Here is a 22,509-nt window from a genome sequence, read left to right on the forward strand (position 1 = left end):
TCATAGACCCACAGCGATCGGTTAGAACGCTTGCCCACGATGCTCCTCTCCATTGAACAGGACGCACTTGCAAGCCATCGCCGCCGTCCGGCACCACGGGTAGTGCCGGCCGCTGGCCGGCAACCAGACAATCGCGGGATCAGTGCGCCATCCCACGGGTGATCGCCGCAGCCCGCTGCTTCAGCTGCGCCACCGCATCGGGAATCATCTCCATGCCCACGTCCAGGCCCGGGTTCAGCACCAGGCCGACGCCGTCGCCGATACCGGCCAGCAGCGCGTGCACCGCGATCGGCATGGCATGCGCAAACTGCGGCAGCTGCTCGTGCCACAGGCCCGCGCGCTCGGGGGCGGTGAACACCGCGAACATCGGCTCGCCGCCCTCGCTGGTCAGCACCAGCGGCGAGATGCTCTCGTCCCAGGCGCCATCTTCGCCAATGGCCTTGTCCAGCAGCACGAACGCCGTCGAGGTCAGCAGGCCGTCGAGGAACTGCGACGCGGTCAGCGTGCCGTCCTGGGCCTGCAGCAGGCGCTCCTCGAGGTCGTTGAGGGGTTCGAACGGGGTGTCGTGGTCCATGGTCGGTTCCGGTACGTGATTGCAGGGCAGACTTTAACAGGCCCTGTCCTCAACCGAGGAATCCGTGCCGCCACAGCCAGCCCAACGCCGCCAGACCGGCCACCACCACCAGCATCAGTGGCAGGCCGAAGCGGTGCCGCCACGGGATCGGCACCCCACCCAGCTGCTGGTCCATGGTGTCGGTGTCCAGCACCCAGCCGTGCCCGCATCGGGTGCAGGCCAGCTCATAACGGCGGTGGTAGGTGAAGCCGAACAGCAGATCGATGCGCGCCATCTTGTAGCGCAGCTGCGGGGCGAACTCGGTTTCCGTCTGGCAGCGCAGGCAGTGGTGCGCTTCGGTGGGGCCGACGATCAGCACCCGTTCCTGTTGGCCGATCAGGATCATGACCGGGTGCCCTGGCAGGCGGGCTGGGCCAGCAGCCAGGCTTGGGCGGCGGCCACGGTGGCGGCGTCACCCTCGACGCGCTGGTCGGGCTCGATCTTCAAGCCGTCGCCACGATCATTGCGGTCCCGCATCACGCTGGTGGTCAGCAGCAGGCGGCTGCCATCGGCAAGCGTGTGCACGACATTGCCAGTGGAGACACCCGCAGTGGGCTGACCGAAACTCCGCGTCTGCGGACGACCACGCCACGCCAGCGCCGAGGCCTCGCCCGAACTGCCGGTGCGCGGTCCGAACAGCACTGCCACCGGCGCGCCGGGCTGCCGCAGCACATACCCGGACTGGCCGAAGTCCAGCACCGACTTGCCTGCACGCTGCACGGCGGTCGCGGTCAACGTCCAGCGCTCCGGCCCCTGTGCGGTTTCGAACGCCCCCACATCTTCGTTGTTCACCACCGAGGTGCGCAGCAGCGGTGCCATGCCCAGCAGCATCGGCCACATGTTGCCACCGCTGTTGTCACGCAGGTCGACGATCCAGCCACAGCGCATGCCGTCGTCCTTGCTACGGATGACCTGCTGCCACCGCGCGGCGCGCTGGATGTTCTGGCGGAACGCTTCCTGTGGCGTCGCGCCGGGCGTGGAGGCATATCCCTCGATGACCAGCCAGCCGATGCGCGCATCCACCGCATCGGCGGCCTTGGCCCTTTCCACGGCGGCGGCGCCGACCTGCTGCGCGCGCGCAAGGGATTCGCTCTGGCGCTGGGTCGTCGTCCATACGCCATGATTGCCCGTGCTGACCGCAATGGCTTCGCGCAGTAACGCCAGCCGCTTCACGGGGTCGCCCTGCACCGATTGCAGTCGTGTGCGGGTTCCAGGCCAGTCCACCCGGTCGCGATACAGCGCCTGCCGTTCAAGCAGGTTGAGGATCTCGGCCTCCGCCTCCGGTGAGGGCACTTCGATTGCCTTGGGCGTATCGGCCATGGCGTTGGCAGCCACCAGCGCGATCACCAGCGCACCAATGCGACGCACTCCCTTGCGAACCTGCATGTGACGTTTCCTTGTCGTTGAGGCAGGCGCACAGCATAGCCCGCAGGTGATGGCTTTCGCCATGCGCGAACTGTCGTATCTGGCCCCGCCGCGGGTTGCAGCAAGACAGCGTGCACGCGATCAGTAAATTGCAACTTTGCCCATGTCATTGCCATGTAGAACGCGAGAAGGTTGCCTCCGTCGGCGCCTCCTGCGCTGGCCGGGATTGGCGTCCTGAATCAAACATCAAAGAGAACGGGTTGCCGTCGTTGCGGCAATCACGACAATGCACCGGCTCGCCTATGGCGGGCGGTGCGTGGGGATCCTCGTGATCCGTCGGCTTTTTTTCTCTTTGATTTTGACCGGCACGCCAACCCGCACCGCCCGCCACCTTGCATGCCGCAGGTGGCCTTGCTCCGTGAGGTTGCCGCCATGAACAAACCCTTCCCCACCTATCCACGCCTGCAGGCACTGCTCGGCGCCGCGTTGCCCGGCCTGCAGCTCTCCAATGCCGTAGCCGAGGCATTGGAAGATGCGCTCACCGAAGCCAACGAACAGGCGCCGCCGTCCGCATTCTTCGCGCGGTTGCGCGGCATCACGCACAGCCACGCTGCCGATGGTCAGCCGTGGCGCGAGCGGCAACTCAGCGAGGCGCGCGGTCGGGAACTGGCCGAGGCAACGCGCTGCCTTGCCGCATTGTCCGCCTGCGGCGGCGTGTTGCTGGCTGCACAGTCGGCGCGCGAGACGGACGATGCGCAGGCGCAGTGTCCGCCGCAGGTGGAGGAAGGGTTGCTGCATGCGGTGGTGGTGTTGGCCGATCATGCCGGGGCGCTGGTGGAACCGGATGCGTGCGCACCACTGTTGTAGAGCCGAGCCTATGCTCGACTGCGCGGAGGTCATGGCGTCGGTGGGATTCGTGCCGACCAAGGTCGGCACCTACCAGAGCAAGGTCATGGCGCCGGTGGAATCTGTGCCGACCAAGGTCGACACCCACCAGAGCGGGTCATGACATCTGCACCGCGCGCTACCAGTCCGCGCGCAGGCCGATGTTGCCTTCGATGATGCGGCGCTTCTCGTTGCGGTCACCGCCCAGATCGCGCGTGTAGTCGGCCACCGCGTACGCGCTGATGGTGCGATTGAAGCGCCCTACCACGCCCACACCGGCTTCGAGTGCACGCGAGCGCTGCGAACTGATGATCGTGTCGTCGTCGAAGCGGATGCGGTCCTCGCCGGAGCGGCCATGCCAGTAATTGAGCTTGAAATACGGCTGCCAGCCGTTGTCGGCCAGCTGGTAATCGCCGGCCAGGCGCAGGCCGATGCGGCCGGTCCAGGCGTTGTCGTTGTCGAAACGCACGCTCGACACCTCATCGCGGCGGTCGTCCAGCGACGTGCGTTGCCAGATCACCTGTAGCTGCGGTTCCAGCCACCATGCGGACTGACCGACGTGCAGCAGCGGTTTGCCGGCCTCCACCGACACGCTGGTGCCATCGCCGCTGATTCCGAAGCCGAGCCCACGCGAGGAACGCACGCGGCCGTCGTAGCGGCTCTGCATCGCTACGGCGTCGATATAGCCACCACTGCTGTCGGTGAGCGTCCAGTACAGGCCCACGTGCTTGTCGTCCAGGCGGTTCTGTCCCACCTGTACGTTGTCCCAGCCCAGTGCCAGGCCGGTGGTCTTGCCCTGCGCGCGGGTGCGGCCGACGAACACGCCGATCTGGTTGCGGTGGTTGTCGGAGGCAGTGGCCCATACGTCGAGACCGGCCTGCAGGCCCATCACATCGCCATCGAAGCCCGGCTGCGCATCACCCTTCCAATGGATCTCGCTGCTCTGACCCACCAAGCGGCCCCAGGCGGTGCGGAATGCGCCCTGGTTGTACAGCAGGCGCTGCTCGCCCTGCCGCTCGTGGAAGGTGCCGAGGCTGGCCAGCGAGGTCTCGCGCAGGAGCGGCGGCACCACCGCATAGGTGGCAGTCTCCACGCGGTACAGCGGCACCACTGCGCCCTCGGCGGGGCGTGCACCCGGCGTCGGCGGGGCACCGGCTCCGGGCAGCGCACCGCCGGCCACTGGCACGTCCGGCACGGCCGGATCGCTGGGTGGCGCCACCGGCGCGGGTTCCGGTGGCGGTGGTGGCGGCGCGGTCTCGCCCGCGGTCAGGTCCGGATCGGTGGCGCCTTCGGGCGGCGGCGGCGGTGCCGGGGTGATCGGCGGCGGTGGGGCCACTGGAGGCGTCAGCGGTGGCGGTGTCGCGCTGCCGCCACCGTTGGGTGCTGGCGTCGGCCCGGTCACCAGCGTCGAACGCAGGTACCAGTTCTCGGCGGTACCGGCACTGACACCGCCCTTGAACAGGTAGTACTCGTAGGCACCGGCCGCAACCGGTGCGAACAGCGAAAACGCACCCGGCGCGGTGCGGCCGCCATTCAAGGCCTGCACCACCAGGATGCCATCGGCCAGCGTGGCGGCGCCGCTGCCGCCGGCATTGAGCACGCCGATGCCGGTGGTCCCGGTGGCAGTACCGCCGTCGATCACCAGACGGTCGCTGGTGGAGTTGTCCGCGCCCAGCACGGTACGCAGGTACAGGCCACCACCGTCTCCGCGGTAGTTGCCACGCACGGTGAACACGTCGCCAGCGCCGGTACCTGTCAGGTCGATGCGCCCGGCATTGACCATCTCCACCAGTGCACCACTGTTGAATGGGCGGATGGCATGCCCCCCACTGCCCGCGTAGACGGTACTGGTGTCATCCACCGTAAGCGTGCCGGTGCCGCTACCGCTGTCGCCCAGCACCAGATCGCCATCGAAGCTCAGCTCGGTGCTGTTGGCCAGGCTGATCGCCTCCCAGTTCTGGAAGCGGCCCACGCCCGTGGTCTTGACGTTGCTCAGGTTGAGCTGGTCGATGCCACCGCCACCGTCGAACAGCGGCACCGCACCGAGGTTGCCCTGGTTGAGGTTGCTGAGGTTGGCCACGTCGTTGTCCGGGCCCATGTCGATCGCGCCGTAGACGATGCCACCGCCATTCCAGTTGAAGGTGTCATTGCCGGTACTGAGCAGTACCTGCCCGCGCACGGTGCCGTCGGTGATGGTCACGCTGTCGTTGCCGCCGCTGACGCTGATGTTGCCGCCGATGTAGGCGGTACCCGAGATGATGATGGTATCGGTGTCGAAACCGGTCACCACATTGCCATCCACGGTGCCGCCGGACTGGTCCCACAGGTTCTTGTCCAGCTTCATGTTGACGCGGCCGATGCGGCCACCGGTCATCCAGGCCTGGTCGCCATCCTCGAACGCGCCGATGATGCGGCCACCGCTCATGCGGAAGGTATCGATGTTGTCGCCCTGCTGCAGCGCGCCGACCGTGCCGCCACTCATGACGAAATCATCGCGGCCACTGCCCTGCGCTACCAGGCCGGTAACGGTGCCGCCGGTGACGGTCATCTGATCATCGCCACTGCCCTGGTCGACGCTGTCGATCGTGCCATCGCCCAGCAGCAGCACATCATTGCCATCGCCCTGCTGGACGCCACCGGAGATGCTGCCTGCCTGCATCTCCAGGCGGTCGTTGCCCGCACCGAACTGCACACCCGTGCGGCCACTGATCGTTCCGCGGTTGACCAGAGCGCTGTCGCCCGCACCGACGAACTGCAGGGCGGTGTTGTTGCCGGTGCTGATGCTGCCCGCATTTTCGACACGGCTGCCGCCACCGAGCTGGACCGCCACTCCGCCCACCGCACTGATCGTGCCCAGGTTGGACAACAGGTGCCCACCGGCACCAACAAGCGAAATCGCGCTGCTGCCACCGCTCTGCTGCAGTTGTGCCGTGCTGGCGATATTGATGGTGATGCCGGCCGCGCCATTGGCGGTGATGGGAACAGTCTGCGGGTTCGGCGCATTGGCATCGCAGGTGATCGTCTGGCCGGCGATGGGGACGGCGCTGTTACAGCCGGCCCAGGCGACACTGGCACTCAGCAGCATGACGGACGGGACAGCCAGGGCCTGCAGCACGGAAACGGTGAGGCGGCGCGGACGGAAAGCGCGCGGAACGGCACGGGACATACAGCACTCCTGGACAAGGGATCAGGAACTGCGGATATGCGGTACTGCGCAGGCAGTCTGCCGTGTGGTGAACGGTTTCGATAGGTGAAATTGCGTGGCGGCTATCACAGTTCAGTGGCGAACTTGATCGGGCATCACCCCGCCTCTACGTGGCTGAAATTGTTCATCTTTGCGGCGGTCACAGGCCGCGTGGAGAGTATCCACGCATGGCGTGGATGAGGTGCCATCAGATCTTCAGATAGATTTTCCGCCGGTCCAGCCACCAGGCCACGCCCCACCACAGCGCGACAAACACCAGCGCCTGCAGCATCGATGCCAGCTCGAGCGCCTGCGGCATTGCGGTGGCCAGCTGTTGCCAGATCCAGCTCCAGGCACCGCTGGCCATCAGCACCACCGACATCACCGATGCGCCCAGATACGCCGTGATCGCATTGACGCCGAAGCGCCGGCCCAGCGCCGGCCAGCCCTTCTGATCGATCAGCCAGTGTCCCAGCCATAGCGCCAGCGCCGCCAGGCCGCCCGTCCACAGCACGTAACTGGGCGTCCACAACTGCTTGTTCAACGGCAGCACCATCGCCAACAGCAGGCCCAACACCGCAGTCGCCACACCCAGCCCGGCCAGCGCCACGGCACGTCCGCTGCGCAGCAGGCCTCCGGCCAACAGACCGAGCACGGTACTGGCCAGCGCGCCCAGCGTGCTCAGCAACCCTTCCGGATCATGGCCCAGCCCGGTATCGGCGTGCCATTGGTAGATCCACGGGGCGAACAGCGTGGTATCCAGGCGGCTGGCGGGGTTGGTCCATGGCGCCAGATCACCGATGCCCAGCAGCAGCACGGTGTACCCCACCAGCAGCGCGATCAGAGCGCTCACCTGCACGCGTGGCCGCGCATAGACCGCCAGCACGCCCACCAACGCCGCACACACCGCGATCCGTTGCAGCACGCCCCATATGCGGAAGTGATGGGTATCCAACGCCCACCAGATCAGCAGGTGCAGCAGCGCACCGGCCAGCAGGATGCGCAGCGCGCGTTCCAGCACGCCACGCGCCAGTGCAGGCCGCACCGACGCGTCCAGCGCGCGCGGCGCTACGCTGAACGCCATCGACACGCCCACCAGGAACAGGAAGAACGGGAACACCAGATCGGTGGGCGTGCAGCCATGCCATTCCGAATGGCGCAGTGGTGCGAACACCGCACTCCAGTCGCCCGGATTGTTGACCAGCAGCATCGCCGCCACGGTGATGCCGCGCAGGGCATCGATCGAGCCCAGCCGGCGTGGCGGCGCACTGTTCATCAGGCGGCCTCGTACTGTCCGGCAATCCAGGTACCACGCACCTGCAGGGCATCATCCAGCAGCACCAGGTCGGCCTGGTAGCCCTCGGCGATGTGGCCCAGGCGATCATCGACGTTGAGGAACTGTGCCGGATAGGTCGAGGCCATGCGCGCGGCTTCCGCCAACGGCTGGCCGAGCAGCTGCACGGTGTTGCGCACGGCGGTGGCCATGTCCAGCGCCGAGCCGGCCAGCGAACCGGCAGCATTGCGCACCACGCCGTCGATGGCGGTAATGGTTTCGCCATACAGCACGTAGCTGGGATCGTCGGCGCCGACCGGCGGCATCGCATCGGTCACCAGCAGCAGACGGCCGCGCGGCTTGGCTGCCAGCGCCACGCGCAGGCTGGCCGGATGCACATGCACGCCATCGACAATGATGCCGATCCAGCTGTCGCGGTCTTCCAGCGCAGCGCCCACCGCACCGGGCTCGCGGCCCTGCAGCGGCGACATCGCGTTGTACAGATGGGTGAAGCCACGCACGCCAGCATCCAGTCCGGCACGAATCTCTTCGTACGTGCCAGCAGTGTGGCCAGCAGCAACGATCACGCCACGTTCGACCAGCGCACGGATGGTCTCCAGCGGCACGCGTTCCGGTGCCAGTGTCAGCAGCGTCACGCCGTTGTCCAGCGAGGCGGCCAGTGCGATCTCTTCTTCGTCAGGCACGCGGAACTTGCTGGCATCGTGGGTGCCCTTGCGCGCCGGCGCGATGTACGGGCCTTCCAGGTGGATGCCGATCACGCCGGGCACGCCCTGCGCGATCGCCTCGCGCATCGCGGCGATCGCTTCGCGCATCACGCCCACATCGTCGCTGATCAGCGTCGGCAGCATCGCGGTGGTGCCGAAGCGCCGGTGCGCCTGCGCGATGGTACGCAGCGAGGCGACATCGGGCGTGTTGTTGAACAGTGCGCCGCCGCCACCATTGACCTGCACATCGATGAAGCCGGGCAGCAGCCAGCCGCCGTCCAGATCGATCTGCTCGGCCGCCTGGCCCAGCTGCGGTGCAGCGTCAGGCAGCAGCGCGCTGATGCGACCATCCTCGATCACCACCGCCAGATCATCGCGGAATTCATCGCCGGCGAGGATGCGGGCGTTGCGCAGGACCGTGGCCATCACACCGTCTCCGTAACCTTGTTCAGATGCGGCGGCAGATCCGGGTTGAAACCACGGCGCAGCGCCAGCGCGTTGATCGCGCGATAGAAGCTCTGCACGGTCAGCAGCGGGGCACACAGCGGATGCGGTGCGGCCGCCACCGGCAGGTTGCCACCGGCACCGGCCATCCACACCTGTGCACCGCGCGCGGTGAATTCTTCGACGACAGCACGGGTACCGGCGCCGGTCTCGTCGGGTTGGGCAAAAGCCAGCACCGGGAAACCACGGTCAACCAGCGCCATCGGGCCATGCTTCACTTCAGCCGAGCTGTAGGCTTCGGCATGCAGGCTGCAGGTTTCCTTGAACTTCAGTGCAGCCTCCTGGGCCGCGCCCAAGCCCAGGCCACGGCCGAGCACGAACAGGTTGGTCGCCTCGACCAGGCCTTCGGTCACCGCACTCCAGTCACACTGCCAGGCCTCGCGCATCGCGTCCGGCAGCAGGTCCAGTGCGGCGCGAAGGCTGCTGTCCTGCTTCCAGTACGCAGCCAGCTGCAGCAGTGCGGCCAGCGACGCCAGGTAGCTCTTGGTCGCCGCCACGCTCTTTTCGGCACCGGCATGCAGCGGAATGACCGTATCGGCCAGCTGCGCCAGCGGCGAATCCTCGACGTTGACCAGCACGATCACCCGGGCGCCGGCCGCCTTGGCGGCCTCGGCGTTGCGCAGCAGGTCGGGGCTCTTGCCCGACTGCGAGATGACGATGAACAGTGCGCCGCGCAGCTGCAGGGGTGCGGCATAGACCGAACCCACCGACGGCGAGGCCGATGCGACCACCAGGCCCAGCTGGGTTTCCAGCAGGTACTTGCCATAGGTGGCAGCGTGGTCGGAGCTGCCGCGTGCGCAGGTGACCACGAACGGGGGTGGCGCAGCACGCAGGCTGGCGGCCAGGGATTCCATGGTGGCGTGGTTGCGCGAGAACTGGCGGGCAACCACGTCAGCCGCTTCAGCGGCCTCGGCGAACATCAGGGTGGAAGTGGGGTCTGACAGCGACATGGCAGGCTCAGGCAGGATCGGAAGGAAGGGGGCGTGCGCCGGCCGGGCGCATCGGCGCGGTCGAACCGCGCACCACCAGCTGCGGCACGAAGCCCTGGTTGTGCAGTGGTGCCGGCGCGTCGTCGTAGGCGTCGCTGCGCAGCTGTGCGATCAGCAGGCGCGCGGCATGGCGGGCAATGTCTTCGGTGGCCTGTTTGGCGGTGGTCAGCGGCGGCCACGACTGGCGCGAGAACGGGCTGTCCTCGAAGCCGGCGATGGACAGATCGTAGGGCACGTTCATGCCGGCCGACTTGGCGGCGGCCAGCACGCCAGCGGCGATTTCGTCGTTGGAACCGAAGATGGCGGTGGGCGGCTCGCGCAGCGCCAGCAGGCGGCGCGCACCGCGGAAACCGTCGTCGAAGGTGTAATCGCCCTGCACCACCAGGTGCTTGTCCACGGTCATGCCGTAGTCCTTCAGCGCGGCTTCGTAACCGGCGTAGCGTTCGCCCGACGAGCGGTGCGAGATGCCACCCCAGAGGAAGCCGATGCGCTGGTGGCCGAGCTGGATAAGGTGCTCGGTGATCTCGTAGGCAGCCTCGCGGTCGTCGACGAACACGCAGGCACCGTCGGCCGGGTCTTCGGTGGCGGCGATGATGCGCACCAGCTTGATGCCGCGCGCAGTCAGCGCCTGGATCAGGTCGCGGCGCTCGGACATCGGCGCGGTCAGCACCAGCCCGGCCAGCCGCGAACGCTGCACCCAGTCGGCCAGCTCATCGGCCAGCAGCGGTGAGCTGGAATCGCAGGGGTGGATCTGGAGGCCGAAACCGGTCTCGCGGCACGCGGCCAGCACGCCGTTCTGCACGCCGATGATGTGGTACGGGTTCGGGTTGTCGTAGACCAGCCCGATCACGAAGGTGGTGCCGCTGCGCAGGTTGCGCGCCGACGGATCGGGCTCGTAGTCCAGCTCGGCGATGGCTCGCAGCACCCGCGCACGGGTGGCCTGCATCACCGAGGGCTCGTTGTTGATCACCCGCGAGACCGTCTTCAGCGAGACCTTGGCCTTCTCCGCAACGTCCTTGATGGTCGCTCTGCGCATGGGTTTTCCCTGGGGTTGGCTGCCGTCCATCATCGCCGATCAGGCCTTGTCCTGCGGCAGGCCGGCACGATGGCCGATCACCGAGTAGAACAGGATGTACAGGTAGCACGGCACCATCAGCAGCACGAACACCAGCTGGAAGTCGATGTGCTGCTTGAGCACGGCGAACAGCTGCGGAATGATCGCGCCGCCGGCAATACCCATCACCAGCAGGGCCGAGCCGGTCTCGGTGAAGCGACCCAGGCCGCGGATCGCCAGCGGGAAGATCGCCGGCCACATCATGGCGTTGGCGAAGCCCAGCAGGGCCACGAAGGCCACCGACACGTAGCCGTGGGTGGCCCAGGCGCCGAGGCAGAACACCACGCCCAGCACCGCCGAAATGGTCAGGTAGCGCGACTGCGAGACCACCTTGGGGATCAGCAGAAGGCCGACCACGTAGCCAACCAGCATCGCGCCAAGGGTGAGCGAGGTGAACATCTTGGTCTGGTCCAGCGGCAGGTCGAAACCATGGCCGTAGGTACCGATCGCATCACCGGCCATCACCTCCACGCCGACGTAGACGAACAGGCACAGCACGCCCAGCCACAGATGCGGGAACTGGAAGATGCTGCGCCGTTCGGCAGCACCGGCCGCAACCGGCGTGGCATTGGCTTCGGACGACTTGATTTCCGGCAGCGGCGAGAACAGCACGGCCACCGCCAGCAGCACCAGCAGGCCCGCCATGGCCAGGTACGGCGCATGGATCTTGGCGGCGAATTCGTTGAGCAGCTGCGCCTTGGTCGCCTCATCGGCAGCGGCCACCGTGGCCGACAGATCACCGATGCCATGCAGCACCACGGTACCGATCAGCACCGGGGCGAGCATGCCGGCGATCTTGTTGCAGATGCCCATCAGCGCGATGCGGCGTGCCGCCGTCTCGATCGGGCCGAGGATGGAGATATAGGGGTTGATCGCGGTCTGCAGCAGGGCCAGGCCGCTGCCGATCACGAACAGGCCGCCGAGCGCGCCCGGGTACCAGCGCTGGGTGGCGAATTCGCCGAACAACGCGGCACCACCGGCCATCACCAGCAGGCTCAGGCTCAGGCCCTTCTTCATGCCAGTGCGGCGCAGGATCCATGACGCCGGCAGGGCCAGGAAGAAGTAGGACAGGTAGAACACCATCAGCACCAGGAAGGCGCCGACCTCGCTGAGTTCGAAGGCCAACTTGACGAAGGTGATCAGCGGGCCATTGAGCCAGGTGAAGAAGCCGATCAGGAAGAACAGCACGCCAACGATGGCGATGGAGGTGGCCACGTTCGGGCGCGCGCTTGCAGCGGGGACGGCGGACATCAGGAGGGCTCCTGCGGCGACGGCCGCAGAACGCGGCGTCGGAGAGTGGCTGGGAACAACGTTGTCACATTCTTTCGATGGACAGCCGCGGTTTGTCAACTTCCACGCGCAGCCCCGTGAACCTCGTGCTGCACTGCGCAACCCGATCGCAACGCATCGTGCTGAATGCGCCGGAGGCCTTGGCCCATGTGCGGCAATGCTTCCAACGTGAAACCCGCACTCACGCCATGTAAACGTTTACTGCATGTCGCATTCGTTGCGATGCAGCAACGAAAGTGTCACGAACTCGTTGACATCGTTGTCAGCGGGGTTACAGACTCCGCCCCAATCGCCGCCCCCGATCCCCGGGCCGGCCCCATCTGCAGCAGGAGCCCGCGTGACCGCCAGCCACCCCGCCCCGGCCCATGTCCTGTCCCGAGTCGCGCCCTCGTTCCTGGCCGCCGACGTCGGTGGCACCCATGTGCGCGTGGCCCGGGTCCAGGCCAGCGGTGATGCCGCCCACCCGGTGCAGGTGCTGGAGTACCGCAAGTACCGCAATGCCGACCATGCCGGCCTCAGCGCGATCCTGTCCGATTTCCTGGGCGAAGGCCCGCGGCCCACGCACTGCGTGGTCGCCAGCGCCGGCTACGCCCGCGAGGACGGCACGGTGATCACCGCCAACCTGCCGTGGCCGCTGTCGGCGCGCCAGGTGGAGGCCGACGTCGGCCTGCAGCGGGTCTACATCGTCAACGACTTCGAAGCGGTGGCCTATGCCGCCGCGCAGGTGGACGCCAGCGGCGTGCTGCACCTGTGCGGGCCGGACACCGCCACGCGCGGTCCGACCCTGGTGGTCGGCCCCGGTACCGGCCTCGGTGCAGCACTGTGGATTCCCACTGCGCATGGCCCGGTGGTACTGCCCACCGAAGCCGGCCAGCCGACCCTGGCCGCCAGCACCGAGCTGGAAATGGCCATCGTCCGCCACATGCAGCGCGACCGCGCGCACGTGTCGATCGAACATGCGATCTCCGGCCCGGGCCTGATGAACCTGTACCGTGCGGTGTGCGCACTGCAGGGACAGGCACCGACGCTGGCCAGCCCCGATGCGGTCACCGCCGCCGCCATGGCCGATACCGATGCGCACGCGCGCCAGGCGCTGGATGTGTTCTGCGGCCTGCTTGGCAGCACCATCGGCGACATGGCGCTGTTCTACGGCGCCCACGGTGGCGTCTACCTGGCCGGCGGCATCCTGCCGCAGATCCGCGAATACCTGCACGCCAGCACCTTCGTCGAGCGCTACCTGCAGAAGGGGCCGATGGGCGAAGCGCTGGCACGCATCCCGGTGAAGGTGGTCGAGCACGGCCAGCTGGGCGTGGTCGGCGCTGCCAGCTGGTACCTGCAGCAGTCGGCCGCCTGACACCGCAACAGGCTTCAACGCAATCGCAGCACGCAGTACGTGGCACGCCAACGCACGGGACTTTGCCGCCGCCCCGCGCATGTCATCGCAACCGTAACCGAACACCGCCGCCGGCATCCAATCGAGTGATGAGGAGAGACATCATGAACACCCGCAAGACCCTGCTTTCGGCCGCCATCGTCAGCTGCCTCGCCTTCAGTGCGCACGCGCAGCAGGCCGCCCAGACCGCCACCGACCTGGATACCGTGCAGGTCACCGGCATCCGTGGTTCGATGGAAAAGTCGCTGGACACCAAGCGCGAAGCCAATGCGCGCGTGGAAGTGGTCACCGCCGAAGACGTGGGCAAGCTGCCCGCGCACAACGTCGCCGATACCCTGCAGCGCCTGCCGGGCGTGAACATCAGCTCGTCCAGCGCAGACGAAGGCGGCTTCGACGAAGCCGACCGCGTCAGCCTGCGCGGCACCAGCCCAAGCCTGACCCAGACCCTGATCAACGGCCACACCGTCGGCTCGGCCGACTGGTTCGTGCTCAGCCAGGGCAACAACGTCGGCCGCAGCGTCAGCTACTCGCTGCTGCCGTCGGAACTGGTCAGCTCGGTGGAAGTGAACAAGTCCTCGCAGGCCAAGCTGCAGGACGGCGGCACCACCGGTACCGTCAACATCATCACCCGCAAGCCGCTGGAGTTCTCCAAGCAGTTCACCGCGGAAGGTTCGATCGGCGCGGTGCGCTCGGACCAGGCCAAGTCGAATGACCCGCAGCTGTCGGCCCTGTTCAACTACAAGAACGATGAAGGCACCTTCGGCGTGATGGTGCAGGCCTTCAGCCAGAAGCGCGAGCTGCGTCGCGAAGCGCAGGAAATCCCGGGCGGTTTCTTCACTATTGAAGCCAACGATCCGGTGGCCAAGACCAATCCGGATCTGGTCGGCGTGCAGGTTCCGGGCCTGCTGGGCTCAACCCTGTTCGAGCAGACCCGCAAGCGCACCGGCGGTCTGGTTTCGCTGCAGTTCAAGCCGACCGACGATCTGAGCTTCGTACTCAGCGGCTTCAGCTCCAAGCTGGAAGCGAACAACTACAACCGCAACTTCATGATGTTCGGCAACAGCTTCGGCAAGTCGCAGGCGCCTGATCCGGGCTACGTGGTCAAGGATGGCGTGCTGACCCAGGCCAGCTATGCCGGCAAGCCAGGCACGAACTACGCGGTGTACGACATGATCTACCGCGAGTCGACGGCCAAGACCAACTACATCACCCTGGATGCCGACTGGCAGGTCAGCGAAAACCTGACTGCCAAGTTCCAGGCCGGTACCACCAAGGGCACTGGCGAAACGCCGCGCCAGTACATCGCCGAGCTGCTGACCGCAAACGGTGGTGGCGCCAGCTGGACCACGCACGGCAACGGCTCGCCGGTGGACTGGAATGTGGGGGGCGACATCAGCCCTGCCGGCGCCAGCTGGGGCGGCACCTGGGGTAACCAGCAGGTCACCGCGATCGACAAGGAAAAGTGGGCCAACGTCGATTTCAGCCAGTACTTCAACGCGGGCGTACTGAGCTCGATCGATTTCGGCGCGCGCTACGCCGACCACAAGCGCGAGGCCAAGTCGCCGGAAGGCGCCACCCCGGGCAATATCTGGGACGCCTTGCGCGGCAGCCCCACCGCCAATTACCCGGGTGGCTTCGCCGGCGACATCGGTGGCAGCTTCCCGCGCAACATCTGGTACTACACGCCGGCTGCGTTGCGCAACGCGGTGACCAACAATTCCGAATGGCTGTCCGGCAATGATGGCCCCGACGGCCGCCACAACTACGGCGCCGAATGGAAGGTCACCGAGAAGAATTTCGCGGCCTACGTGCAGGGCAATTTCAGCGGTGACCGCTGGAGCGGCAACGTCGGCCTGCGCTACGTCAACATCAAGCAGGATATCGACACCTACGCCACGGCGACGGGTTCGACCGTGCCCGACGTGAAGAGCCTGTTCGGTGCGTGGACCCGCGAAGCCTTCGAGAACAAGCACAACCGCGTGCTGCCGAGCGCCAACTTCAAGTACGACTTGCGCGATGACCTGGTGCTGCGCCTCGCCGCCTCCCAGACCCAGACCCTGCCCGACTACTCCGCACTGGGCGCGTCTTCGTACGGCTCGGATCTGAACCGCAAGGGCGGCGGCGGCAATCCGAAGTTGAAGCCGGTGATCTCGACCAACTTCGACGCCAACCTGGAGTGGTACTTCATGCCGCGCGGCATGCTGTCGGTCGGTGCGTACTCGATGCGCCTGAAGGACTACGTGGCCTTCAGCACCGAGAAGCAGATGCTGTTCAGCGAGTTGACCAATCAGCTTGAGGAATACGACATCTCGCGTCCGAAGAACGCCGACGGCAAGGTCCGCGGTATCGAAGTGGCCTATGAGCAGCCGATCGGCGAGTACTTCGGCGTCAATGCCAACTACACCTACGCCGATGGCAGCACCGAACACACCTGGGCCGATGGAACCGACAACCTGCTCGGCACTTCGAAGAACACCTACAACGTCGGTGCCTACTTCGAGAATGACACCTTCGGTGCACGCGTCAGCTACACGCGCCGTTCGTCGTTCCTGATCGGCCTGTCCGGCGCCAACCCGTACTACCAGGATGACTTCGGCACGCTGTCGGCATCGCTGAGCTACAAGGCCACCGACTGGCTGAGCATCAGCTTCGATGCGCTCAACCTCAACAACCCGACCTACAAGTACTACCAGACCGCGGCCATCCCGACCTCGTTCTACAGCAACGGTCGCCAGTACTACCTCAACTTCCGCTTCAAGTACTGATCCAGCGGCGGCAGCATCGCCGAGTCGTGCACGCACGCCGGGCCTGGGTCATTCCGGGCCCGGCGTTTTTCATGTATAGCGTTCATCGCACCGTTCCAAGGAGTCGTACCGATGGTCAAGCCTTCCCGCGCCCGGATGCGCAGCGCAGTGCTGCTGGGCAGCCTGCTCGTCCTGTTGCCAGCACTGCCGGCACTCGCCGCCGATCCCACGCCTGCCGCTGAAGCACCCGGCCCGCAGCTGCGCGCCGGCAGCCTGATGCTGATTCCCGCCCCGGCCAACGTGCAGCGCGGCCAGGGCAGCGGCATCACTGTTCGCGCCGATACCGTGCTGCAGGCCGAAGGCGAAGCCGCGCAGCGCGTCGCCAACCAGTTCGCCGACCTGCTGGCCCGCAGCGGTGGCCCGCGCCTGGCACTGGCCAAGGGCAAAGCCAGCGCCAAGGCCGGCAGCATCCGCTTCCAGATCGTGCCGACGTTCCGCGACAGCGGTGAGGGCTACACGCTGGAAAGCACCGCGCAGGGCGTGCTGATCCAGGCCGGCAACGAAACCGGCCTGTTCTACGGCGCGACCACCCTCGCCCAGCTCGCCACCGGCGGCAGCAACGGCGTGCTGCCGGCAGTGCAGATCCAGGACGCGCCGCGCTTCAGCTGGCGCGGTTTCATGCTCGATTCCGCCCGTCACTTCCAGAGCCTGGACGAGATCAAGCGCGTGCTCGACGCGATGGCCGCGCACAAGCTCAACACCTTCCACTGGCACCTGACCGACGACCAGGGCTGGCGCATGGAGATCAAGCGCTACCCGAAGCTGACCGAAGTGGGCAGCTGCCGCCTGCCGGCCGGTGACGGCGGCATCGATCCGGTCAGCGGCCAGGAGCATCCGTACTGCGGCTTCTACACCCAGGACCAGATCCGCGAAGTGATCGCCTATGCCGCAAAGCTGCACATCCAGGTGATTCCGGAAATCGATGTGCCGGGCCACGCGACTGCTGCGATTGCTGCGTATCCGGAGCTGGGCACCATCGATACGCCGTTGAAGCCGATCAGCGAATGGGGCGTGTTCCCCAACCTGTTCAACACTGAAGACAGCACCGTCACCTTCCTGGAGAACGTGCTGGAAGAAGTGATCGACCTGTTCCCGGCCAAGTACGTGCACGTCGGTGGCGACGAGGCGGTGAAGGACCAGTGGGAAGCGTCGAAGCAGGTGCAGCATCGCATGCGTGCGCTGGGCATCAAGAATGAAATGGCCATGCAGAGCCACATCATCAAGCGCCTGGAAACCTTCCTGGAGGAACACGACCGGCGCCTGATCGGCTGGGACGAAATCCTCGAAGGCGGATTGCCGCCGCAGGCCACAGTGATGTCGTGGCAGGGCACCGAAGGCGGCCTGGCTGCGGCCAGCGCCGGCCATGACGTGATCATGTCGCCGGTCGGCTACCTGTACCTGGATTACCTGCAGACGGCCTCGCCAAATGAACCGCCGGGCCGTCCGACCCAGGTCAACCTCGGCAAGCTCTACAACTTCGAGCCGGTGCCGGCCGAGCTGGCCGCCGACAAGCGTGGGCACATCCTGGGCCTGCAGGCCAACATGTTCACCGAGCACACGCGCAGCTATGCACGCCTGCAGCACAACCTGTTCCCGCGCCTGGCCGCGGTGGCCGAGACCGGCTGGAGCACGTCGGAGCATCGCGACTTCCGCGATTTCCTCGCGCGCCTGCCCTCCCAACTGCAGCGCTACCGTGCCTGGGGCCTGGCCTATGCGCAGACCCCGTTCGAAGTGGGCGTGGACTACACCGACAACCGCGCGGCCGGCACAGTGACCGTGTCGCTGGCCAATCCGCTGGGTTATGAAGTGCGCTACAGCACCGATGGCCAACCGGTGACCGCGCAGTCGCCGCTGTACCAGCAGCCGCTGACCGGGAAACTGCCGACCACCGTGCAGGCGGCGGCGTTCTACCAGGGGCAGATGCTGGCCGCGAAGCCGACCATCGCCGCATTCACCGTGCAGTCGCTGCTCAGCCGCCGCAGCGATGAGCTGCTCAGCTGCGTGGGCACGAAGGGCCTGGTATTGCGCCTGGAAGACGATGGCCCGCGTGAGGGAACGCGTGCGGTGTTCAACGTGGACATCTTCCAGCCGTGCTGGCGCTGGCCGCAGGCGCAGCTGGACGGCATCGGCAACGTGGAAGTGCGTGCGGGGCGTATTCCGTACTACTTCCAGCTGGCCCACGACGAGCCGAAGCGCCGCTTCGAAAAGGCCCGGAGCGCACACGGTGAAATGCTGATCCGCCGCGGTGATTGCACGGGCAAGGTGCTGGCTCAGGTGCCGCTGCCGGCGCAGACCGATGCCGACGGCTTCGTGACCCTGCGCGCGGCGCTGCCGAAGGGCACCGCTGGCAACGGCGATCTGTGCATCAACTTCACCGGCGACACGCGCCCGGCGATGTGGGTGCTGGATGAGGTCACGCTCAGGTAGGTGCCAACCTTGGTTGCGCTTTGCGGCCGGATCCACGCATCGCGTGGATCTACTGTAGAGCCGGGCCCATGCTCGGCTGCTTTTCAACCGGAAAGCCGAGCATGGGCTCGGCTCTACAGGAACCTCACCCGCGCCAGCGCAGCAGCAGGTCGCGCAGCGGGGTCAGTGCGGTGGCCATGCCGGCGAGCACACCGATCGTGTTGGCGATGGCATCCATCGGGTCGGCCATGCGGTTGCTGGTCAGCGCGCCCTGCGCGAACTCGATGCCGATGCCCATCAGCACCAGGCCCACGCCCACCCACAGCAGCGGGCGGCCCCGACGGAACAGCTGCACCGCGCTGCCTGCCAGGATGAAATAGGCGAGGAAGTGTTCGCCCTTGTCGCTGTTTTCCGGCAACGGAATCGGCGGTGGCGGGATCAGGCAGACCACAATCACCAGCAGCACGGCCAAACCCCACAGCACGGCCCACAACCGCGGCCGCCGCAACGGCTTGATCACCGGCAACACCTCGCTCACAGGCGCCAGCTCAGGTCACCCAGTTCGAAGGCCGGTTCGAAATCGACGCCACGCTGCAGGCCGATGGCCTGGAAGCGCTCGCCCATCTCGGTCGGCAGGGTCAGCTTCTTCACCTGGTCGCGCAACTGGATGCGGCCGACCTCGTCGGTGCGTTCCTCGGCCAGCAGCAGCACCTGGTCCAGGCCATTACCGAGCAGGAAGCTGGCCTGGCTGCAGTAGCCGGCCAGCTCGAAACCGCCGTGCATGCCGGCCTCGGCCATCGCGGTGAAATCCACCGACGCCGTAATGTCCTGCAGGCCCGGCCAGCGGTGCACGTCGTTGTGCACGTGGTGGCGGTAGAACGCGCGCACGGTGCCATCGTCGCGGTCGTGCTGGTAGAACTCGCCGCGGTTGTAACCGTAGTCGACGAACAGCATCGCGCCACGCTGCAGGCCGCCGGCCACCGCCTGCAGCCAGTACGGCAGCTGCGGCAGCACCTCGGAGCGGTAGCCTTCGGCGAAGGGCTTTTCCAGGTAGCGCTCGATGTGGCGCACCGCACCGTTGAGCAGGATATCGGCCGGCTGCGCACCACGGATGAAGTTGCCTTCGGCATCCAGCTCGACGGTTTCCTCATAGACCTCGCCATCGCGGATCAGGAAGCGCGGCGTCGGCAGCGCGTCGATCACCTCGTTGGCGAACACCACGCCTTCCCAGTCCTCTTCGAACGGGCGGTCGACCCAGTCCACGCGCGCGGCCAGCTCGGCCGGCAGGTTCTGCTGCAGGCGCTGCTGCTGTCGCTCGCGCAGGTCGGCGCTGGGTTCGAGGATGGCATAGCGCGACGGCAGCGCGTCCAGTTCGGCCAGGCGCAGCAGCACGGCCTCGGCAAAGGCGCCGGTACCGCCGCCCAGTTCCAGCATCCGCGCCTGTGCACCCAGCTGCGCGAACACCGGCGCCAGCGCATTGGCCACGCTGCCGGCGAACAGGCTGCCAAGCTCGGGCGCGGTGGTGAAGTCACCACTGCCACCGAACTTGCTGGCGCCGGCACTGTAGTAACCCCAGCCAGGGGTATACAGGCACAGCTCCATGAAGCGCGAGAAGGGCATCGCCCCGCCCTGGGCAAGGATCTCGGCGCGCAGGGCGGCGGCCAGCTGGTCGCTGTGGGCCAGGGCATCGGCTTCGGGCAGGGGGAAGGTGGGCTGCATGGCGTCTTCGAATGCGGTGACAATGGTGCACAGGATAGCCGAGCCTTGGAGGACCCTCGATGAGCGACACCCACCCCGTGGTCCTGATCACCGGCAGCGCGCGCCGGATCGGTGCGGCCATCGCCCGGCAGTTCCACGCCTGTGGCTGGTCGGTGGTGCTGCATGCCAACACCTCCAGCGCCGAGCTGCAGCAGGCCGCGTTCGATTTCGACAACGTGCGCCCCGGCAGCGTGCTGGCCCTGCAGGCCGACCTGCGTGACGTCGACGCCCTGCCCGACCTGGTGGAACAGGCCGTCACCCACTTCGGCCGCCTGGACGCGCTGGTCAACAATGCCTCCAACTTCTTCCCCACCCCGCTCGGTCAGGTCACCGCCGAGGCAATGGACGAGCTGTATGCGGTCAACGCGCGCGCGCCGCTGCTGCTGTCACAGGCGGCGGCGCCCTACCTGCGCCGCCAGCAGGGCTGCATCGTCAACCTGACCGACCTGCACGGCACCGACCCGATGCGGGACCACATCGCCTACACGATGGCCAAGGCCGCGCTGGAGATGGCCACCCGCTCGCTGGCGCTGGAGCTGGCGCCGAAGGTGCGGGTCAATGCGGTGGCGCCCGGCGCGATCCTGTGGCCGGAACAGGGCAAGGACGATTTCGCCCGCGAGGCGCTGCTGGCGCGCACGCCGCTGGCGCGGATCGGCACGGTCGAGGAGATTGCCGAAGCGGTGTACTGGCTGGTGGCCGAAGCCAGCTTCGTCACCGGCCACACCCTGCGCGTGGATGGTGGGCGCACCGTCAGCTGAAATGTTGCCGGCCAGCGGCCGGCACCACCGGTAGCGCCGGGCCATGCCCGGCGAGCGCAGCGGCAACAACAACCCATCATTCCAGCTCCACCACCTCGAACACCTCGCCAAACTGCGTGTGCGCACGCCACAGCGTGGCCAGGTCCAACCCGCTGACCGGGTCGATGAAGTCCGGGGCGATGTCGGCCAGCGGCTTCAGCACGAAGGCATGCTTCAGCTCCGGGCGCGGGATGCGCAGGTGGCCGGGGCCTTCCACCACCAGGTCACCGTAGAACACCACGTCGATGTCCAGGGTCCGGTCGGAGAAGCGCGGCCCGCTGCGGTCGCGGCCGTGCGCGTCTTCCAGCGCGTGCAGCCAGTCGTCCAGTTCCTGGAGCGGCAGGTCGGTGTCGATCGCCACGGCGTTGTTGAGAAAGGCCGGGCCGTCGAAGCCGACCGCAGCAGTACGGTAGGCCGGCGACACCCGCAGCGCGCCGAAGCGCTCGCGCAGGGCCGTCACCGCGGCGTGGAGGTAGCGGCGGGGCTGGACGTTGCTGCCCAGGCTCAGGAGCACGGTGGTCATGCGGTTCAGGTGACGGCACGTGGGGGGCGTGGACATGCCGTCGTCACGGCGGCCTGCCTACAATCCGGGACGCACATGATAGGGCACCGACATGACCTATTGCGTTGGAATCGAGGTGGACGAGGGCCTGGTCTTCGCTGCCGACACCCGGACCAATGCCTCGCTGGACGATGTGCGCGTGCACCGCAAGCTGCACGTGTTCGAGTACCCCGGCCAGGCAGCCTACGTGCTGATGGCGGCTGGCAACCTGGCCACCACCCAGCTGCTGGTGTCGCGCCTGGGGCGCGACGCCAGTGAACGACGCACGCCCAACCTGCACGACATGACCCACCTGTTCGAGGCTGCCGAGTACGTTGGCCAGCTGCTGGTGGACAGCCAGGTGCACAGCAGCCACAACGAACATGGCCACGATGGGGTCAACACCCAGGCCACGCTGATCTTCGGCGGCCAGATCGCCGGCGAGCGGCCCGGTCTGTACATGATCTACCCGCTCGGCAACGCCATCGCCGCCTCGCCGGAGACGCCCTACCTGCAGATCGGTGAGTCGAAGTACGGCAAGCCGATCCTCGACCGCATTCTCAGCCCGGCCACCCGCCTGGAAGACGCGGCGCGCACGGCGATCGTCTCGCTGGACTCCACCATCCGTTCCAACCTGTCGGTGGGCCTGCCGATCGATCTTGCGCTGCTGCGCGACGGCGAGCTGCGCATCGGCCAGCAGCTGCGGCTGGGCGCGGATTCGGCGTTGTATGCCGACATCCATCAGAACTGGTCGCGGCGGCTGGAACAGGCGGTGGACGCCCTCCCGCGGTTCCCCTGGGAAACCGTCCGGTAAAGCCGGGCCCATGCTCGGCTGTCGAGGTCAATACGAACAGCAGCCGAGCATAGG

At 67.0% G+C, this 22,509-nt stretch carries 19 protein-coding genes; 7 read left to right on the plus strand and 12 right to left on the minus strand.

The genetic code is table 11. The features are described 5' to 3' along the window. Positions 1–139: 139 nt before the first annotated feature. From M1L61_RS19565 to M1L61_RS19575, 3 genes are read right to left on the minus strand one after another with little or no spacing between them, the layout of a single operon-like run. The gene (locus tag M1L61_RS19565; RefSeq protein ID WP_010480925.1) at positions 140–574 is read right to left on the minus strand and encodes an SseB family protein; all 435 of its coding nucleotides are present in this window, start codon (positions 572–574) and stop codon (positions 140–142) included. Positions 575–623: 49 nt separating this feature from the next. Continuing rightward, entirely contained in the window at positions 624–959 is a 336-nt protein-coding gene (locus M1L61_RS19570) for a hypothetical protein (protein WP_010480927.1), read from the minus strand. Continuing rightward, positions 956–1,999 (minus strand): S41 family peptidase, encoded by a 1,044-nt coding sequence (locus tag M1L61_RS19575; protein ID WP_010480930.1) that lies wholly within the window; start codon positions 1,997–1,999, stop codon positions 956–958. The genes M1L61_RS19570 and M1L61_RS19575 overlap by 4 nt, the downstream gene beginning before the upstream one ends. A gap of 411 nt (positions 2,000–2,410) precedes the next feature. Between M1L61_RS19575 and M1L61_RS19580 the strand changes: the two genes are divergently transcribed. Together M1L61_RS19580 and M1L61_RS23135 are read left to right on the plus strand one after the other, a co-directional pair. Then, positions 2,411–2,845, plus strand: coding sequence for a hypothetical protein (locus M1L61_RS19580; RefSeq protein WP_049434283.1), 435 nt, complete (start codon positions 2,411–2,413; stop codon positions 2,843–2,845). A 10-nt stretch (positions 2,846–2,855) separates the two neighbouring features. After that, positions 2,856–2,987: a hypothetical protein gene (locus M1L61_RS23135; RefSeq protein ID WP_283102624.1), complete on the plus strand. Its 132-nt coding sequence runs from the start codon at positions 2,856–2,858 to the stop codon at positions 2,985–2,987. A gap of 15 nt (positions 2,988–3,002) precedes the next feature. On the opposite strand, the gene M1L61_RS19585 is transcribed toward M1L61_RS23135, so the two are convergent. The 6 genes from M1L61_RS19585 to M1L61_RS19610 all read right to left on the minus strand — a co-directional run bounded on the left by M1L61_RS19585 (position 3,003) and on the right by M1L61_RS19610 (position 11,903). Next, positions 3,003–6,029 (minus strand): autotransporter outer membrane beta-barrel domain-containing protein, encoded by a 3,027-nt coding sequence (locus M1L61_RS19585; protein ID WP_248853973.1) that lies wholly within the window; start codon positions 6,027–6,029, stop codon positions 3,003–3,005. Between the two features lie 226 nt (positions 6,030–6,255). Next, positions 6,256–7,323 carry a heparan-alpha-glucosaminide N-acetyltransferase domain-containing protein gene (locus M1L61_RS19590; RefSeq protein WP_248853974.1) on the minus strand — a complete coding sequence of 356 codons (1,068 nt, stop codon included), beginning with the start codon at positions 7,321–7,323 and terminating at the stop codon, positions 6,256–6,258. Further along, positions 7,323–8,471 carry an N-acetylglucosamine-6-phosphate deacetylase gene (gene nagA / locus M1L61_RS19595; RefSeq protein ID WP_248853975.1) on the minus strand — a complete coding sequence of 383 codons (1,149 nt, stop codon included), beginning with the start codon at positions 8,469–8,471 and terminating at the stop codon, positions 7,323–7,325. The genes M1L61_RS19590 and nagA overlap by 1 nt, the downstream gene beginning before the upstream one ends. After that, on the minus strand, positions 8,471–9,499 hold the full coding sequence (locus M1L61_RS19600) for an SIS domain-containing protein (RefSeq protein ID WP_197646461.1): 1,029 nt from the start codon (positions 9,497–9,499) through the stop codon (positions 8,471–8,473). The genes nagA and M1L61_RS19600 overlap by 1 nt, the downstream gene beginning before the upstream one ends. Positions 9,500–9,506: 7 nt before the next feature. Beyond that, positions 9,507–10,574 (minus strand): LacI family DNA-binding transcriptional regulator, encoded by a 1,068-nt coding sequence (locus M1L61_RS19605; RefSeq protein ID WP_006391719.1) that lies wholly within the window; start codon positions 10,572–10,574, stop codon positions 9,507–9,509. 39 nt (positions 10,575–10,613) lie between these two features. Continuing rightward, positions 10,614–11,903 carry a sugar MFS transporter gene (locus M1L61_RS19610; protein WP_049434251.1) on the minus strand — a complete coding sequence of 430 codons (1,290 nt, stop codon included), beginning with the start codon at positions 11,901–11,903 and terminating at the stop codon, positions 10,614–10,616. Positions 11,904–12,279: 376 nt separating this feature from the next. Here M1L61_RS19610 and M1L61_RS19615 point away from each other — a divergent pair, with 376 nt between their 5' ends. The 3 genes from M1L61_RS19615 (at position 12,280) to M1L61_RS19625 (ending at position 18,566) form a co-directional block, all read left to right on the plus strand. Beyond that, positions 12,280–13,296 (plus strand): glucokinase family protein, encoded by a 1,017-nt coding sequence (locus M1L61_RS19615; protein WP_049434254.1) that lies wholly within the window; start codon positions 12,280–12,282, stop codon positions 13,294–13,296. 143 nt (positions 13,297–13,439) lie between these two features. Next, the gene (locus M1L61_RS19620) at positions 13,440–16,100 is read left to right on the plus strand and encodes a TonB-dependent receptor (protein ID WP_248853976.1); all 2,661 of its coding nucleotides are present in this window, start codon (positions 13,440–13,442) and stop codon (positions 16,098–16,100) included. A 111-nt stretch (positions 16,101–16,211) separates the two neighbouring features. Beyond that, positions 16,212–18,566 (plus strand): family 20 glycosylhydrolase, encoded by a 2,355-nt coding sequence (locus M1L61_RS19625; protein WP_248853977.1) that lies wholly within the window; start codon positions 16,212–16,214, stop codon positions 18,564–18,566. A gap of 124 nt (positions 18,567–18,690) precedes the next feature. On the opposite strand, the gene M1L61_RS19630 is transcribed toward M1L61_RS19625, so the two are convergent. Then, a complete protein-coding gene (locus M1L61_RS19630) occupies positions 18,691–19,083 on the minus strand; it encodes a membrane protein (RefSeq protein WP_010480949.1) in 393 nt (130 codons plus the stop codon). Beyond that, positions 19,080–20,264 carry an SAM-dependent methyltransferase gene (locus M1L61_RS19635; protein WP_010480950.1) on the minus strand — a complete coding sequence of 395 codons (1,185 nt, stop codon included), beginning with the start codon at positions 20,262–20,264 and terminating at the stop codon, positions 19,080–19,082. The genes M1L61_RS19630 and M1L61_RS19635 overlap by 4 nt, the downstream gene beginning before the upstream one ends. Before the next feature lie 59 nt (positions 20,265–20,323). Between M1L61_RS19635 and M1L61_RS19640 the strand changes: the two genes are divergently transcribed. Further along, complete coding sequence (locus tag M1L61_RS19640; protein WP_159360586.1) at positions 20,324–21,061, plus strand: pteridine reductase; 738 nt, start codon at positions 20,324–20,326, stop codon at positions 21,059–21,061. 76 nt (positions 21,062–21,137) lie between these two features. Here M1L61_RS19640 and folK read toward each other — a convergent pair whose 3' ends face one another. Beyond that, a complete protein-coding gene (gene folK, locus M1L61_RS19645; protein WP_043401649.1) occupies positions 21,138–21,623 on the minus strand; it encodes a 2-amino-4-hydroxy-6-hydroxymethyldihydropteridine diphosphokinase in 486 nt (161 codons plus the stop codon). A 91-nt stretch (positions 21,624–21,714) separates the two neighbouring features. Here folK and M1L61_RS19650 point away from each other — a divergent pair, with 91 nt between their 5' ends. Continuing rightward, complete coding sequence (locus M1L61_RS19650) at positions 21,715–22,455, plus strand: 20S proteasome subunit A/B (RefSeq protein WP_248853978.1); 741 nt, start codon at positions 21,715–21,717, stop codon at positions 22,453–22,455. Positions 22,456–22,509 lie beyond the last annotated feature (54 nt).

This window comes from Stenotrophomonas sp. NY11291 (genome assembly GCF_023277365.1).
Taxonomy (GTDB): domain Bacteria; phylum Pseudomonadota; class Gammaproteobacteria; order Xanthomonadales; family Xanthomonadaceae; genus Stenotrophomonas; species Stenotrophomonas geniculata.